The organism is Frateuria sp. Soil773, from assembly GCF_001428405.1.
Lineage (GTDB): Bacteria > Pseudomonadota > Gammaproteobacteria > Xanthomonadales > Rhodanobacteraceae > LMSL01.
Window position 1 is genome coordinate 130203 of sequence record NZ_LMSL01000002.1, and the last position, 16018, is coordinate 146220.

Annotated in this window: 16 protein-coding genes; 5 read left to right on the forward strand and 11 right to left on the reverse strand. The window is 70.3% G+C overall.

Features of this window, described 5'->3' with window-relative positions:
• Positions 1-8 precede the first annotated feature (8 nt).
• The 3 genes from ASG87_RS00705 (at position 9) to ASG87_RS00710 (ending at position 6767) form a co-directional block, all read left to right on the forward strand.
• Positions 9-3632 carry a M1 family aminopeptidase gene (locus tag ASG87_RS00705; protein WP_055999301.1) on the forward strand — a complete coding sequence of 1208 codons (3624 nt, stop codon included), beginning with the start codon at positions 9-11 and terminating at the stop codon, positions 3630-3632.
• Between the two features lie 70 nt (positions 3633-3702).
• Complete coding sequence (locus ASG87_RS20555; protein ID WP_157510817.1) at positions 3703-3897, forward strand: hypothetical protein; 195 nt, start codon at positions 3703-3705, stop codon at positions 3895-3897.
• A 128-nt stretch (positions 3898-4025) separates the two neighbouring features.
• A complete protein-coding gene (locus ASG87_RS00710) occupies positions 4026-6767 on the forward strand; it encodes a TonB-dependent receptor (protein ID WP_055999304.1) in 2742 nt (913 codons plus the stop codon).
• 39 nt (positions 6768-6806) lie between these two features.
• Here ASG87_RS00710 and ASG87_RS00715 read toward each other — a convergent pair whose 3' ends face one another.
• The 11 genes from ASG87_RS00715 to ASG87_RS00765 all read right to left on the reverse strand — a co-directional run bounded on the left by ASG87_RS00715 (position 6807) and on the right by ASG87_RS00765 (position 14311).
• The gene (locus ASG87_RS00715; RefSeq protein ID WP_055999307.1) at positions 6807-7664 is read right to left on the reverse strand and encodes a mechanosensitive ion channel domain-containing protein; all 858 of its coding nucleotides are present in this window, start codon (positions 7662-7664) and stop codon (positions 6807-6809) included.
• 152 nt (positions 7665-7816) lie between these two features.
• On the reverse strand, positions 7817-8632 hold the full coding sequence (locus ASG87_RS00720) for a DUF2884 family protein (protein ID WP_055999310.1): 816 nt from the start codon (positions 8630-8632) through the stop codon (positions 7817-7819).
• A 116-nt stretch (positions 8633-8748) separates the two neighbouring features.
• Positions 8749-9951 carry a low temperature requirement protein A gene (locus ASG87_RS00725; RefSeq protein WP_055999313.1) on the reverse strand — a complete coding sequence of 401 codons (1203 nt, stop codon included), beginning with the start codon at positions 9949-9951 and terminating at the stop codon, positions 8749-8751.
• 47 nt (positions 9952-9998) lie between these two features.
• Entirely contained in the window at positions 9999-10322 is a 324-nt protein-coding gene (locus ASG87_RS00730; protein WP_055999316.1) for a DUF2845 domain-containing protein, read from the reverse strand.
• 112 nt (positions 10323-10434) lie between these two features.
• Positions 10435-10707, reverse strand: a complete 273-nt coding sequence (locus tag ASG87_RS00735) for a DUF2845 domain-containing protein (RefSeq protein WP_055999319.1) — start codon at positions 10705-10707, stop codon at positions 10435-10437.
• A 40-nt stretch (positions 10708-10747) separates the two neighbouring features.
• On the reverse strand, positions 10748-11320 hold the full coding sequence (locus tag ASG87_RS00740; protein WP_055999321.1) for a DUF924 family protein: 573 nt from the start codon (positions 11318-11320) through the stop codon (positions 10748-10750).
• Between the two features lie 15 nt (positions 11321-11335).
• Positions 11336-11770: a PA2169 family four-helix-bundle protein gene (locus ASG87_RS00745; RefSeq protein WP_055999324.1), complete on the reverse strand. Its 435-nt coding sequence runs from the start codon at positions 11768-11770 to the stop codon at positions 11336-11338.
• A 134-nt stretch (positions 11771-11904) separates the two neighbouring features.
• Positions 11905-12657 (reverse strand): DUF2884 family protein, encoded by a 753-nt coding sequence (locus ASG87_RS00750; protein ID WP_055999327.1) that lies wholly within the window; start codon positions 12655-12657, stop codon positions 11905-11907.
• Between the two features lie 91 nt (positions 12658-12748).
• On the reverse strand, positions 12749-13228 hold the full coding sequence (locus ASG87_RS00755; RefSeq protein WP_055999330.1) for a hypothetical protein: 480 nt from the start codon (positions 13226-13228) through the stop codon (positions 12749-12751).
• A complete protein-coding gene (locus ASG87_RS00760; RefSeq protein ID WP_055999333.1) occupies positions 13228-13758 on the reverse strand; it encodes a peroxiredoxin in 531 nt (176 codons plus the stop codon). The genes ASG87_RS00755 and ASG87_RS00760 overlap by 1 nt, the downstream gene beginning before the upstream one ends.
• A gap of 97 nt (positions 13759-13855) precedes the next feature.
• Positions 13856-14311, reverse strand: coding sequence for a hypothetical protein (locus ASG87_RS00765; RefSeq protein ID WP_055999336.1), 456 nt, complete (start codon positions 14309-14311; stop codon positions 13856-13858).
• A 233-nt stretch (positions 14312-14544) separates the two neighbouring features.
• Here ASG87_RS00765 and ASG87_RS00770 point away from each other — a divergent pair, with 233 nt between their 5' ends.
• Positions 14545-14967 (forward strand): universal stress protein, encoded by a 423-nt coding sequence (locus ASG87_RS00770; RefSeq protein ID WP_055999338.1) that lies wholly within the window; start codon positions 14545-14547, stop codon positions 14965-14967.
• 138 nt (positions 14968-15105) lie between these two features.
• Positions 15106-15927, forward strand: a complete 822-nt coding sequence (locus tag ASG87_RS00775; protein WP_055999341.1) for a ferritin-like domain-containing protein — start codon at positions 15106-15108, stop codon at positions 15925-15927.
• Positions 15928-16018: the final 91 nt, after the last annotated feature.

The window sequence follows — 16018 nt, forward strand, 5'->3', positions numbered from 1 at the left end:
GGACCCGCATGTTCCTCGAAATCCTCCGCTTCGAGCTGCGCCAGCAACTGAAGGCGCCGCTGTTCTGGATCGTCGCCGCCGTGTTCGCCGCGATCGCCTTCGTGCTGACCGGCACCGAGGCGGTGGTGTCCGGCGGCGCCAGCGGCAACGTGCTGCGCAACGCGCCGATGGTGATCGCCCGGCTGCTCACCTCGCTGAGCGTGTTCAGCATGCTGTTCGTGGGGATCTTCGTGGCCGGCGCCGCGCTGCGGGATTTCGACCAGGGCACCGCCGAACTGGTGTTCGCCACGCCGGTGGGCCGCGGCGCCTACCTGGGCGGCCGCTTCGGCGCCGGCTACCTGGCCGCGCTCGCGATCATGCTGGTCTGCGCGCTCGGCCTCGCGCTGGGCGGCTCGATGCCGTGGATCGACCCGGCCCGGCTGGGGCCGCCGGACTGGCGCGGCTACGGCTGGGCGTTCGGCGTGATCGTGCTGCCGGACATGCTGTTCGTCGCCGCCCTGCTGTTCCTGCTCGCCACCGCCACGCGCTCGCTGCTGGCCACCTACATCGGCGTGATCGGCTTCATGGTGCTGCTGTCGATCTCCGGCCTGCTGACCCGCGACGTCAACCACCACGTGGTCGCCAGCCTGCTCGACCCGTTCGGCAGCCGCACGCTGGCCATCGTCACCCGCTACTGGTCGGCCGACGACTTCAACCGCCGGCTGCCTCCGCTGGACGGCCTGCTGCTGTTCAACCGCCTGCTGTGGGGCTCGATCGGCTGCGTACTGTGCGGGGCCGCCTTCGCGCTGTTCCGCGCAAACCGCGACGGCCTGCGCCGGCCGGGCCGGAAGCCGCGCGCCGAACCGCCGCGGCTGCTGCCGCAGGCCGACGCACCCGCGCTGGCGCTGCCCCGCGCGCGGCTCCGCGACGACTGGCGCGCGCGCCTGCTGCAACTGCGCACGCTGTGCGCGTTCGACACCGCCAGCGTGCTGCGCGGCGCGCCGTTCCGGGTGATGCTGGCCTTCGGCCTGGTCAACCTGGTCTTCGCGCTGGCGCTGGCCGGGCAGATCTACGGCACGCCCACCTACCCGGTCACCCACGAGGTGCTGGAGACTGTCCGCGGCGCCTTCCACTGGCTGCTGTACATCGTGGTCACCTTCTATGCCGGCGAGCTGGTGTGGCGCGAGCGCGGCCTGCGCTCGTCCGAGGTCAGCGACGCCTTCCCGCTGCCGGACTGGATACCGCTGGCGGCGAAGCTGCTGGCCCTGTGCGCGGTGATCCTGGCGTTCCTGCTGGCCGGCTCGCTGGTCGGCGTGGGCGCCCAGCTCAGCCGCGGCTATACCCGGCTGGAACCGGGCCTGTACCTGGCCTCGCTGGCGCTGGACGCGGTGCCGTTCGTGCTGCTGGCGGTCCTGGCGCTGTTCCTGCAGACGGCCTCCAACAACAAGTTCCTCGGCTACCTGCTGACGGTGACCTGGCTGGTGCTGTCGGTCATCGGCTTCCCGCTGCTGCACTGGGACCACAACCTCTACGACTACGGCCATGCGCCGGAGACGCCGTACTCGGACCTCAACGGCTTCGGCCACTTCCTGCGGGCGGCGCTGTGGTTCGACTTCTACTGGGCCAGTTGCGCCGCGGTCCTGCTGGTGCTGACCGCGCTGCTGTGGGTGCGCGGCACCGGCCAGGGCTGGCGCGAGCGCCTGCGCGAGGCGCGCCGGCGGCTGCGCGCGCCGGCGCGGATCGCCCTGGCCGCGGCGCTGCTCGCCTTCGCCGGCAGCGGCGCGTGGATCTTCTACAACACCAACGTGCTCAACCATTACCGCACCGAGGACGACCGCACCCGCCAGCAGGCCGACTACGAAAAGAAATACGCCAAGTACCGCGGCCTGCCGCAGCCGCGCATCAGCGCGATGAAGCTCGACGTGGACATCCATCCGTACGGCCGCCGCCACCTGGAGGTCCACGGCCGCTACACCCTGGTCAACCGGCATGCCGTGCCGATCAGCGAGCTGCACGTGAGCACCAGCACGGCGCTCGCGCCGGTGTCGCTGGACTTCGCACCGCACGACACCGTGCTCGACGACCGCCGGCTGGGCTACGCGATCTACCGGCTCAAGACGCCGCTCGCGCCCGGCGCCTCGATGCCGCTCGACTTCACGCTGGACTACGCGCCGCGCGGCTTCCGCAACAGCCCGGATGACGACACCTTCCTGGTCGGCAACGGCACCTTCTTCGACAACAGCCTGTTCCCGCGGCTCGGCTACCAGGACAACCGGCAGCTCACCGACCGCAACGACCGGCGCAAGTACGGCCTGGGCGCCGACGTGCCGCGCATGCCCCGGCTCGGCGACGAGGCGGCCCGCGCCAACACCTACGCCGGCAACGACGCGGACTGGATCGACTTCGACGCCACCCTTTCCACCGCCGCCGACCAGATCGCGCTGGCGCCCGGCTACCTGCAGAAGGAGTGGACCGCCGGCGGCCGGCGCTACTTCCACTACAGCACCCATCCAGGCAGCACCCATCCAGGCGGTGCGGACCGGCCGATCCTCGACTTCGTCTCGTTCCAGTCCGCCCGCTACGCGGTGAAGCGCGACCGCTGGAAGGACGTCGCGATCGAGGTCTACTACGACCCTGCGCACGGCTGGAACGTGGACCGCATGATCGCCGCCGCCAAGGACGCACTGGCCTACTACGAGGCGCACTACACGCCCTACCAGTTCCGCCAGTTGCGCATCCTGGAGTTCCCGAACTACAGGCGCTTCGCGCAGTCGTTCGCCAACACCATCCCGTTCTCCGAGTCGCTGGGCTTCATCGCCGACCTGCGCGACGCCGGCAAGATCGACTACGTCACCTACGTCACCGCCCACGAGGTGGCCCACCAGTGGTGGGCGCACCAGGTGATCGGCGCGAACATGCAGGGCTCGACCATGCTCAGCGAGTCGCTGGCCCAGTACTCGGCACTGATGGTGATGAAGCACAGGTACGGCGCCGACCAGATGCGCAAGTTCCTCAAGTACGAGCTGGACGGCTACCTGGCCGGCCGCGCCACCGAAAGGGTCGCGGAGGAGCCGCTGGCGAAGGTGGAGAACCAGCAGTACATCCACTACAGGAAGGGCTCGCTGGTGTTCTACGCGCTGCAGGACTACCTCGGCGAGGACACCGTCGACCGCGTGCTGCAGCGGTTCCTGCGCGACAAGGGCTTCCAGTCCCCGCCCTACACCACCTCGCAGGAGTTCATGGACTACCTGGCGCGTGGCAGCGACCCGAAGTGGAAGGGTCTGCTGGACGACCTGTTCTGGAAGATCACCCTGTTCGACAACCGCATCACCGGCGCCACCGCGAAGAAGCTGCCCGACGGCCGCTACGAGGTGACCCTGCAGGTGCACGCCGGCAAGGTCCACGTCGACGGCACCGGCCGGGAGACTCCGGCGGCGCCGGGCATCCCGATCGAGATCGGCGTGTTCGCCGCCGCCCCGGGCAAGGAGCGCGACGGCAAGCCGCTGTACCTGGAAAAGCGCGTGCTGCCGGACGGCGACAGCAGCGTCACGGTGACCGTCGACGGGTTCCCCGCCGAGGCCGGCATCGATCCGTACAACGAGCTGATCGACCGCGTTTCCGACGACAACCGCGCGCCGGTGATCGTGCAGTAGGCGTCTTACGGGCGCCCGAAGCCGTTCGCACGTTGATCGGGAAAAGGTGAGGGACCTGCGGGAAGGTTCCATGACCGTGCCTGCTTTGGGGCAGCGGTCGTGGACGTCCATCCACGACCGCGCAATGGCCGGGCAAGCAGGCGCTTGTCGCCTGTCGGCCGCCCTCGAATGCCGGAGGCGGCTGATCCGGGCCTGCCGCACCGTGCCGCCTGGACAGCAGGCGATGGCATTCACGAAGGCCCGTTCCGATCCGCGCAAACTGTGACACGGTCGAATTGACAACGTTGTCATGCGACACGCATGGTTGACCCCATCCGGGGACAGGGGCTCGGTCGTCGTGCGGCAGCATCCAGCGCTGCCGCTCCTGCCGATTCATCCGGAGGGGATGAGCCCATGCCGAACCGCAGAACCCTGTTGGCCGCGAGCATCTTCGCCAGCCTGTGCCTGCCCGTCGCCGCGCAGGCGCAGGACAACGATCCATCCGCCAACGCCGCCACGGCCAAACCGGCATCCGGCGGCAAGCAGCCGGTGAAGGAGTTGCAAGGCGTCACCGTCACCGGCATCCGCGCCAGCCTGGCCAAGTCGATCGACACCAAGCGCAACGCCGACGCGGTGGTGGAGGCGGTCACCGCCGAGGACATCGGCAAGTTCCCCAGCACCAACGTGGCCGAGGCGATCTCGCAGATCCCGGGCGTGACCATCGACCGCCGCTTCGGCCAGGGCGAGCGGGTCAGCATCGACGGCACCGACCCCAGCCTCAACCTCACCTTCCTCGACGGCCATCCGGTCGCGCAGACGCCGTGGCTGCTCGGCGAACAGCCCAACCGCGGCTTCGACTACACCCAGCTCGCGCCGGAAGTCCTCGGCCGCCTGGAGGTCTACAAATCGCCCGAGGCGCGCCTGCCCGAAGGCAGCATCGGCGGCACGGTGATCATGCACACGCGCCAGCCGTTCGACCTCGCCCCGAACACGCTGAGCGGATCGGTGGGCACGGTCTACAACGACCAGGCCCGGCGCGGCCGGCCGAACGCCTCGGTGCTGTACAGCTGGCACGATGCGGACAGCACGTTCGGCGTCGCCACCTCGATCGCGCACTACGAGGAACAGGTCGACCGCCAGGGCATCGAGATCTTCGGCTACTCGCCGGTGTCCGACCTGACCACGAACCCGAATGTCGCCGCGCAGGTCGCCAGCGGCCAGATCAAGCCGGGCGACCAGATGGCGCAGGAGGTCAACGGCGCCTATTTCCAGCAGCATCGCCAGCGCGACAGCGTCACCCTCGGCATGCAGTGGAAGCCGACCGACCGCCTGCAGTTCGACCTCAACGGCCTGTACGTGCGCGAGAACTTCCAGAACTGGAACCAGTCGCTGTACGCCATCACCTCCGACCACATCAACGGCATCACCGGCCTCGCTTCCGACGGCAACGGCCGGATCACCGGCGGCCACTCCTGCGGCACCGACACCGCCGGCTGCCCCGACCATGCCATCACCATGCTCGACGAGAACGTGCGCAAGTCGGTGGTGACCACCAAGGGCCTCGACCTCAAGGGCGCCTACCGTGGCGACGGCTGGTCGCTCGGCGGCCAGGGCGGCTTCAGCAACTCCGGCAACCCGAACGCCGACGCCGCGCTGTTCACGCCGCGCTACTACGGCGGCTACGCCTGGGACGCGCGCAAGGGCATGCGCTTCGACGACCCCGCCGCCGCGCGCGACCCGGCCAACTGGAAGCTGGACAACAACAGCTACTACACCCGCACGCCCACGCATACCCGCGACGTCTACGGCCAGCTCGACTTCGGCAAGGATTTCGACGGCTTCTTCAACCAGTTGCAGGCCGGCGTGCGCTACACCAAGCACACCGAGGATTCCTCGTGGCTGCGCTACTACGTACCGGCCTCGGCCGACGGCACCACCGTGGCCGACATCGGCGGAGCCGGCTACACCGACATCTTCGGCGCGTTCCCGGGCATGTCGGACGACTACCGCCGGCACCTCCAGGTCGAGCGCGGCAAGGCGCGCGACTGGGTGATCGGCCAGACGCTCGGCAACGGCGTGTCGCCCGACCCGTCCACCTACCTCAACAACACCTGGAACCTCGAGCAGAAGGCCAGGGCGGCCTACGCCCAGCTCGACTTCGCCAGCGGCGACTGGCACGGCAACCTCGGCGTGCGCTACGTGCACACCGTCATCGACAGCCTCGGCTACGAGGCCGGCGCCGACGCCGCGCTACCGCCACCGCCGGGCGCAGCGCAACGAAGCTCGCGTACCTTCAACGACTGGCTGCCGTCGATCAACGTGGTCTACGACACCAGCGGCCCCCTGGTGCTGCGCGGCTCGGCGGCCAAGGTGATCGCCTGGGCGCCGTACAACCAGCTGGTCAACAACACCTCGCTGGTGGACGACCAGCTCACCGGCTCCGGCGGCAACAACAAGCTCGACCCGTACACCTCGTACAACTTCAACGTATCGGCCGAGCTGTACTTCGACGAGCAGTCCATGCTCGCGCTCTCCGTGTTCTACAAGCACATCCTCAACTACATCGAGACCGACGCGCGGATCGAGCGGCAGTTCAACTCGCTGTTCGGCTCGGACACCTACGATGCCCTCGCCGCGCGCCCGCCGACACCGGGCCGCCAGGGCAACTGCGACGCGCAGGGTTTCTGCGACTACAGCGTGCTGCGCCCGGCCAACGGCGGCGCGGCCAGCGTCAAGGGCTTCACCCTGAGCTACCAGCAGCCGTTCGGCGACAGCGGCTTCGGCATCGCCGCCAACTACACCTATTCCCACGGCAAGACCGATACGGGCGAAGACCTGCCGTACAACTCGACCAGCGCGTTCAACGTCAGCCCGTACTTCGAGAAGGGCGCGTTCACCGCGCGCATCAACTACGGCCGGCGCGGCCGCTACCTGGCGGGCGGCTACGTGGCCGGCGCGCCGCCGGCCAGCGTGGACAGCTACACCAACGTGAGCGCCACGCTGGGCTGGCGGTTCAACGACAACTTCTCGCTGACGCTGGACGGCATGAACCTGCTCGACGAGAAGTACTACCAGTTCGACCGCGGCTCCGGCCGCGCCTGGAACGACTACAGCACCGGCCGCCGCTACCTGGCCAGCGCGCACTTCAAGTTCTGACGCGGACACCGCCGCCCCGGCGAGGCCGGGGCGCGGCGATCAGGGCGACTGCGGGCGCTGGCCGCCCGGCAGCGGGCCGCCCTGGATCACGGTCAGCTCGCGCTGCGGGAACGGCAGGCTGATGCCCTCGGCGTCGAAGCGCTCCTTCAGTGCGCGCAGGAAATCGGTCTGCGCCGCCCACACGTCGCCGTAGCGGGTGTACGCGCGCAGCACCAAGTTGACCGCGCTATCGCCCAGGCTGTCGGTCCACACGCCGGGCGCCGGCTGCTTGAGAATGCGCGGGTCGGCGTCGAACAGTTGCCGCACGATGTGCATCGCCTTGCCGATGTCGTCCTTGTAGCCGATCCCGACCTTCAGCTCGAACCGCCGCGTGCCGCGCCGGTTGAAGTTGACGATCGCGTCGCCGCCGATCTTGGCGTTCGGCACGAAGGCCTCGCGGTTGTCCGGCAGCACCAGTTGGGTGTGCATCAGGCTGATGCTTTCCACCGTGCCGTCGACGCCGCCGACGGTGACGTAGTCGCCGACGCGGAACGGCCGGAACACGATCAGCAGCACGCCCCACGCCAGGTTGCTCAGCGAACCCTGCAGGGCCAGCCCGATCGCCAGGCCGGCGGTGCCCAGCGCGGCGACCAGCGGCGCCGAGGGAATGCCCGCCTTGGTCAGCGCCATCACCACCAGCACCGCCACCAGCACGCCGTAGATCAGGTTGCGCAGGAAGCCGATCAGCGTGGCATCCACCCGCGCCCGCTGCAGCGCACGCTGGGCGATGTTGGCCAGGCGCGCGGCCAGCCACACGCCGACCAGCAGGATCAGCAGCGCAGCCAGCAGGTTCAGGGCGATCTGGGTGCCGTGCTCGGTGAGGTAAGGCAGGGTGAAATGCTCGGGAACGGCGGACATCGGCGAGGCGACTCATGGCGAAACCGTGGGGCAGCCTAGCAGCGCGCCCATGAAGAAAATGCAGGCGCAAAAAAAGCCGCGCCGGCTGGGGAGTCCGGCGCGGCATCGGTGGGCCGCTCAAGTGGGGTCTTGGGGGAAGCGGCCTCTGCGCATCACCGGCTGGCGACTTCTTTGGAGGCCTTCTCCGGTGGCGCGCTTTCATGATGCAGCAGTTGCAGGGGCGAGCCGTCGCCGAGCCGGAACTGGAACTGCCGTTGCAACTGGTCGAGCCGCGCCAGGCGCGGGCACAGGGCATCGGCGCGCTTCTCCAGCGCGTCCGCGCGCGCGTCGACTTCGCGGTCGATGGATTTGTCCAGGCTGTCCGCGCGCGCTTCCAGCGCCTGCACCTTGCTCTCGTCGCCGCTGAGCGCCGCCTTCACCGCGCTGGCGGTCACCGTGCCGACCAGCTCGGAAACGGTGTCGCCGATGCCGTCCTCGACCACGTCGTCCATGGCGTGCCGTTTCCACACGCCGCTGCCGATGCCCTGGTCGATCCGCGCCAGCGCCTGGCGGTGGCGCAGGCTCATCTTCCCGACCAGTCGGCTGCGTTCCTCGGGATTCTCGGCGAACGTCGCCACCACCGAGCTCATCGCGGAGAAGCCGATGTCCACGCCTTCGCGGGCGATCCCGGCCACCTCCGGCAGCAGCGCGCGCACCTGCGACTCGTAGTCGCGCAGGCGCGCCGCGTCGGCGTCCGATACCGCGACGTCGCGGCCGTCCACGCGCAGCGCGCCGTCGTGCATGAACACGCTGGCCGGCTCGCCGCCGGCACGGTCGAACGCCACGCCGGCGGCGGTGACCCGCACGTCGTAGTCGGTATCGAAACCGCACTGGTCGTGGTGGATGCGGAGCTCGTGCGCCTGCAGGCCGGCGGCCATGCCCATGCCCAGCACGAGGGCGGACGCGATCGTCTTGAGGTTTCGGTGCATGGCGGTCTCCCCGGCTGACGCACCAGGGCGCGCCGAACATGGCCAAGCTTCGCGCGGCGCCGCGCGCCCGGCATGGGCCAGGCGTCATCCCCTGCCATCGGTCATGCCATGCCGCGCTATTCCGCCAGCGCCCGCCGCAACGAGCGCAGCGACAGCGTCTCCCACACCGCCACCAGCGCGAGCACCGCGCTGGAGAACAGCGCCAGGCCGAGCACCGGCAGCCGCGCCGCCGGCATCGCCGCCAGCGCCAGCAGGCCCAGCCCGACCAGGTGCGACAGCGGCCAATGGGTGTCGTTGACGGTCTTCTTGAACAGCGCGTTGCCGAGCAGGTAGAGCATCGGGCCGCCGAGCAGCACCGCCGCCGTCGCCGGCGCGGCCGGCGCCTGCGGGTGGCTCAGGCTCAGTTCGTCGGCGACCGCGCAGACGATGATCCCGCCGACGATCAGCAGGTGCAGGTAGGTATAGGCCAGCCGCGCCTTGCGGCCGGGGTCGGCCGAGGCCCTGATCGAGCGGCTGCCGCGCTCGGCGCCCAGGTCGAAATAGATCCACCACATCGCCACGCAGCCGACGAAGGCGCCCACGAACGCGCTCACCGCCGAAGCGCTCCAGCCGGCCTCGGCGAAGCTGGAGCCGGTCGCCAGTACCGACTCGCCCAGGGCGATGATCACGAACAGGCTGCAGCGCTCGGCCAGGTGGCCGCCTTCCACGTCCCAGTCGCTGGTGCGCGAGCGCCCCATCCCGGGCACCCGGAAACCCGCCGCCGGGCCGGCGTACTCCAGCACCAGCGCGGCCGCCCACAGCGGCAGTTGCAGCGCCCCCCGCAACCAGCCGCCGGCCAGCCACAGCACGCCCGACACGGCCAGCCATGCACCGATGCGCTGGAAGTTGCGCCGGTTGGCCGGCGCATGGCGGCCCAGCGCCCACAGCATGAAGACGGTGCGCCCCAGTTGCATCGACACGTAGGCGCCGGCGAACAGCAGCGCATGCGCGCCGAACGCCTCCGGCAGCGCGCTCGACAGCAGCAACCCGGCCAGCATCAGGCCCAGCAGCAGCAGGCGTACCGCGATGCGCTCCGGGTCCAGCCAGTTGGTGACCCAGCCGGTGAACACCCACACCCACCACACCGCGAGGAACAGCAGCAGCACCCGCAGCGCGCCCGCGCCGTCGAGATGGTGCAGCAAGGTATGCGACAACTGGGTCACCGCATAGACGAAGACCAGGTCGAAGAACAGCTCGATGTTGGTGACCCGGCCGCCGCCGTCGCTGCGCGAGCGCAGCAGTCCGGCAGGATGGTCGCTGCGGGAAGTGGCTTCGTCCATGGCGCGGCCCTCGCGGAATCAGCCGCCACTCTATCGCACGGCGGCGCTCAGTCGCGGCGGTCGTCGATGTCCGCCACCGCGCCGTCGACGATGGTCAGCACGACGGTATGGCCGCCGCGGCGGTACTGCCACCGTTCGCCGGCGGGCACGGCCACCGCCACGCCGCCGCGGCGTCCGCGCCGGCCCGCGCGCCGACGGGCGACGTGCGACGGCCGGCCCAGCAGCTCGACCGCCCGCGCCGCACTGTCGCCGGCCACCAGCACCCGGCTGCCGACGCGCAGCGTGCTCGACGCCTGCGCCGCCGCCCCGGCCAGCAGGCCGGCCAGCACCAGGCCCGCAAACGACAAACCCCGAAACAACGAAGAACGCATCGCGACACTCCCTGTCGATGAAGCCCCGGATCACCGAGACCCGGATCGATGAAACACCCTGGTCCGACGAAGCCCGTCCAGTGGGCGAAGCCGTCGGCGCGGCCGCGCCGGATCAGCGCACGCGGTCCTCGATCTCGCCGACCTTGCCGGCGACGATCGTCAGCGTGACCACGCGCCTGCCGCGCGGGTACTGCCAGCGTTCGCCGCGATAGGCGCCGTACGCGTTCTCCAGCGGCTCCTTGTAGGCCGGCGTACCGAGCAGTTCGAGCGCGTGCGTGGCGCTGTCGCCCACGGTGAGCACCTGGTTGCCCACGCGCAGGGTGTTGCCGGCCTGGGCGGCGAGGCTTAGCCCGAGCAGGGCGATGGCGAGCGGATAACGGCGCATGGCAGGCTCCTTGCCCGGTCGGGCGGTTCGCGCGTCGATCCTAGAACCCCGACCCCGGCTGCGCCAGGTACTCGCGCTCGTCCGCGGTATCGGCACGACCGAGCGCGGCGTTGCGGTGCGGGAAGCGGCCGTAGCGGGTGATCACTTCGCAATGGCGCTGGGCGTAGTCCAGGAAGTTGTCGTACTGGCCGCGCTCCCGCGCCGGCACGTGCGACGCCAGTGCCCGGAACAGCGCCACCGACCGCTGCTGCAACGACAGGTCCTCGGCGTGTTCCAGCGGCAGGTAGGCGAAGATGCGCTCCAGCGGCGCGAGGCGCTCGTCGTCGCCGCGCTCGATCCCCGCCAGCGCCAGCGCCTGCGCCTTCGGGTCCTGCGCCCAGGCGCGCGCATCGTTGCGATGGATGTTGCGGCTGAACTGGTCGAGCACGATCAGCAGCGCCAGCCAGCCCCGCGGCGTCGCCGCCCAGCGGTCCAGCTCACCGCGCGCGGCGGCTTCCAGCGTCGCGCCGAAACGCTCGCGGATCTGCGCGTCGAACTCGGCATCGCGGACGAACCAGCGCACCGCGCTGTCGTCGGCGAACCAGAAATCGAGCACATCCTGTGCATTCGTCATGCCGTCTCCACGTCGTCAGCAGCGCCCGGCCCGGGCCAGGCTGTGCATGTCCAGGTGGATACCTTGCAGCCTGGGCAGCTGCCGGCGCAAGACCAGGGCCGCATCCGCCGGCGCCTGCTCGATGCCGCGCTCGAAGGCTTGCAGCAGGGCCGCCTCGCTGCGCGCCAACCGGCGGATCCAGGCCTGGTCGCGGTATGGCGCCGACGGCAGCAGCCATGCCGCCAGGTGGCGCTGCGCCTGCCCGGCGAAGCGCCCGTGCGAGGCCGGCTCGGCGCCGCTGCCGCGGATCTGCGCCTGCAGCTCGCCGATCAACTGGCCCAGCGCGGCCGCGTTCTCGCCCAGGACCGCGCGCAGCCCGGGCTCCTGCGCCTGCGTCGCGGCGTCGCGGTACAACGCGCGCATGTCGATGCTGCGGCGGATCAAGGCGTTGTAAAGCGCATGCGGATCCATCTCGACCGTTCCTCCAAGGCTGGATGCCAAAGGGTGCTGGATGCAACGGCGCCCATCCTCGGCTCCCGCCACTTAGCCGCGCATTAACCTGCGCCCCCGGCGCGGCCCGCCGCTCAGCCGCGGTTGAACGAACCTCAGCCGCCCACCTGCACCAGCTCCAGCGGCCGGCCGTTGCCGCCGCGCACGCCTTGCTGCAATTCCGCCAGACGCCGGATCGAAGGGCACAGCGCCTGGATCTGCGGGCGCAGGGCCTGCATGCGCCGCTCCAGCCGCGGGCGCAACTGGGTGGAAAGGTCCGCCGCGCGATCGCGCAGGCTCGCCGCCGCCTGCATGTCTCCGCTCACCGCCGCGGTGATGGCCTGCTGGCCCAGGTCGGCCGCCAACAGCGGCAGGATGTCACTGGCGATCTGGCTGGCGTACCGGTCGGCCACATCGCCCTGCCAGTCGTGCGTACTGTTGCTGGCGGCGATCCGCTGCTTCAGCTCGGCCGCGCGCCGGTCCAGCCGGCGATCGAGTTCGGCCAGGGTATCGGCGCTCAGTTGCATGCCGGCGGCCTCCTCGCGCATCGACCTGGCCGCCAGGTCGACGCCCTGCTGGGCCACCACGCGCACCCGCGGCGCCAGCGCGCGCAGTTCGCGTTCGAACAGCGCCAGCCGGTCCTGGTCTTCGGCGTTGAGCCGCACGGCGGTGCCGTCGGTGCGCAGCGCGCCGTCGTGCAGCTCGACATGGAACGGCGCCGGCTGCGGCCGGTCGAAGCGCAGGCTGTCCGGCCGCAGCGTGAGGTCGTAGCTGCTGCTGGCGCGGCAGGTGCCGGCCAGGTCCTGGGCATGCAGGTGCGCGGCCAGCGGCAACGACAGCAGGAGGACAACCAGGGATGACGTGCGCATGGGCTTTCCGGCGGACCGCGAAAGCCTATCGATACCCGGCCGCGGACCAACCCGTGCTGAATCCGCCCGCCGGCGCGGCGCGCCCGGCGGCTCAGCGCGTGCCGCGGCGCGCGCGGAACTGCCCGCGCACCGCCGGCTGGCCGAGCCGCCAGGCCAGCCACAGCAGCAGCGGCACCAGCAGCGCCTTGAGCACCAGACCGAGCAGATAGCTGCGCCGCGCCTGCTCGATCATCGCCAGCAGGACGTCGGCGATCTGCGGCTGGGCCAACGCATGCTGGCGGGCCTGCTCGAACTGGCCCCACTGCGCCAGCATCAGGCCGCCGCTCGCCAGTGCCCACAGCACCAGCAGCACGGCGAGCACGCGCATCGGCTGCCGTGCCCAGGCCTGGCGCAGGATGCAGCCGGCGCTGACCACGATCACCGCGAAGGACGCCAGCAGGTAGGGATAGGCGGCGTGCCGCAGGTATTGCAGGCCGCCGAACGCGGCCAGCAGCAGCACGATCCAGCAGGCGATGCTCCAGCCGGCGAAGCGGTGCGCCGACGACGGGCCGCCGCGTCGTGCCGGCGGCATCAGGAGGCCGCCTTCAGCGCGGCGAGGTCGGCCAGTACCTGGGCGGCGTTCTTTTCCGGGTCGACGTCCTCGTAGACCTTCGCCACCCTGCCCTGCGGGTCGATCAGGAAGGTGGTGCGCCTGGCGTAGTGGAAGCCGAGCTTCGAGCCCAGCACGCCGTAGGCCTCGGCCGCCTTGCGATCGGTATCGGCCAGCAGCGGGAACGGCACGCGGTACTTTTCGGCGAACTTCGCGTGCGACGCCACGTCGTCCAGGCTCACGCCGACCACGTCGGCGCCGGCCTTGCGCAGCCTCAGCACGTCGTCGCGGAAGGTGCACACCTCGGTGGTGCAGCCGGGGGTGAAATCCTTCGGGTAGAAGTACAGCACCAGCCAGCGTCCATGGTGGTCGGCGGGCGACTGCCAGTGGCCGTTCTGGTCCTGCAGGCGGAAGTCGGGGGCGCGCCGGCCCACCTGCGGCGTCGCGGCGAAGGCCGCGGCAAGGCAACCGTAGAGCAGGCCTGTAGCGAGCAGTTGCAGGAAACGACGCATGGCGATACTCCGCGAAGGGAAACCGCCCCAGTGTATACGCGCCCGGTCAAGCGGAAGGCGCCTCGCGGCGCCTTCCGAAGACCCCGGCCTTCGCCGCTCAGGGCTTGGCGATGGTGAACTTGCCCACCGACACGCCCAGGTTCACGCCCTCGCCGGTGCCGGCGAGCGCCAGCGAGGTGGTGCCCTTGGTCAGCACCTGCGCGGTCGAGCTTTTCACCACGCCCGCCTCGGCGCCGGCCTGCGCGTAGTCGCCGAAGACGTCGGCGATGCCGCGCACCTTGCTGATCTCGCCCTTGCCGTTGGTGATGCGGTACTTGCCCGCGGTGAGGCCGCCGCCGACCACGCTGATCTTCACCGGCGACGACTGGCCGTTGCTGCAGGTCACCGTGCCGCGGCCCTCGGCATGCTTGTAGATCAACGACCAGCCTTCCAGGTTGAAGCGGAGGTCGCATTTCACCTGCGCGTCATCGGCGCGCGCCATCGTCGGCAGGGCGGCCGTGGCCGTGGCACATGCCAGCACCAGTGCCGCCATTCCCAAAGTACGCTTGATCATTGTGGCTTCCTCCGTAAGACCGGGTGGTCGGGTTGTGACGCGGAGCGAGTCTGGAGCGACATTCGTGAAGAAACCGCCTGCGCCCGCACGCGCGTTCAGCAAGGAAAAAACCGCGTGAAAGACAAGGCCGCGACCATTGGCCGCGGCCGCACGGGCGGACGGAACCGGCCTGCCGCGGCTCGTCCGCCGGCCGCAGGCGGCATAATCGGCGCATTCCATGCGGAGGTTGCGACATGCTCAAGTATTCACTGGTCGGCTACGACGGTTCGGAATCCTCGCGCCGCGCCTTCGAGTTCGCCACGGCGCTGGCCCGCGCCTGCGGCGGCCGCGTGCGCGTGGTGTCGGTGCTCCAGGTGATCGAGAGCGGCGCCGACGCGACCACGCTGATGATGTCCGACGCCGACGCCGGCACCCGGCGGATCGCCGAACTGACCGAGGAACTGGCCGCGCTGGCTCCCGACATGGCCAGCCTGGTCGACCTGGAAGTGGTCCACGGCAGCCCCGGCGACAGCCTGCTCAACCAGGTGCGCCAGCACGGCGTGGACCACATCGTGATCGGCCACACCGAGCGCGGCGCGCTGGCGCGCTGGCTGCTCGGCTCGGTCTCCGGCGACGTGCTGGCGCGGGCGCACGTGCCGGTCACCGTGGTGCGCTGAGCGCGGCGCGCTCAAGGCGCCGCGGACGCCCGCCGGCGGGCTGGCGTTAATCCACCGTTGCGCTCCGCCCGTATCCTGTCACCATTCCGTCATGCGGGGGTGGGCCGCCCCTGCTCCACCTGCCGCAGGAACCCGCACGTGAGTTATGCCGCATCGTTGCCCTGGACCCTGGAAAGCCTCGACCTCAGTCGCATCGACGTCGCCCGGGTCCGCCATGACGAAGACCTGTTCTTCCTGCTATGCAGCTCGTCCTTCGTCGAGAGCGGCTCGGACCTGTACACGCACAACCTGGTCGACCACTTCGCCGGCGACCAGGAGTTGCAGACCTGGCTCAGCCAGCACTGGGAACACGAGGAGCTGCAGCACGGCCGCGCGCTGGCCGCCTACGTCAAGGCGGTATGGCCCGAGTTCGACTGGGAGGCCGGCTTCCAGGCGTTCTGGAAGGAATACGGCGCGGTGTGCACCGCCGACCAGCTCGAACCCAGCCGCGGCCTGGAGCTGGCCGCGCGCTGCGTGGTGGAGACCGGCACCGCCAGCCTGTACCGCGCACTCAACGACATCACCGACGAGCCGGTGCTGAAGGAGCTCACCGGCCGCATCAAGAGCGACGAGGTGCGCCACTACAAGCACTTCTACCAGCACTACCGGCTGTACCGCGAGCGCGAGGGCTTCGGCCGCTACAAGGTGTTCCGCGCGATCCTGCGCCGGGTCAACGAGATCAAGAGCGAGGACAGCGACATCGCGCTGCGCCACGTGTTCAACCAGTGCTACCCGCAGCACCGCGGCGACGAGGCGGCGTTCCGCCGCATCAGCAACCGCGCGCAGGGCCTGCTGCGCCGGAACATCCCCGCCGAGATGACGGTGAAGATGCTGCTCAAGCCGCTGGACCTGCCGCCGCGGCTGCAGAACGCGATGGAAAAACCGCTGGCGAAGATCGCCGAGAAGCTGTTCCTGCACTGAAGCCGCCGCCCGGTCCCGGCCGGGCCATCGTTCGGCACATCCATGCCGAATGGCCCTGTTCCCGGCGCGCGGCGCCGGGCAGTTTCCACGC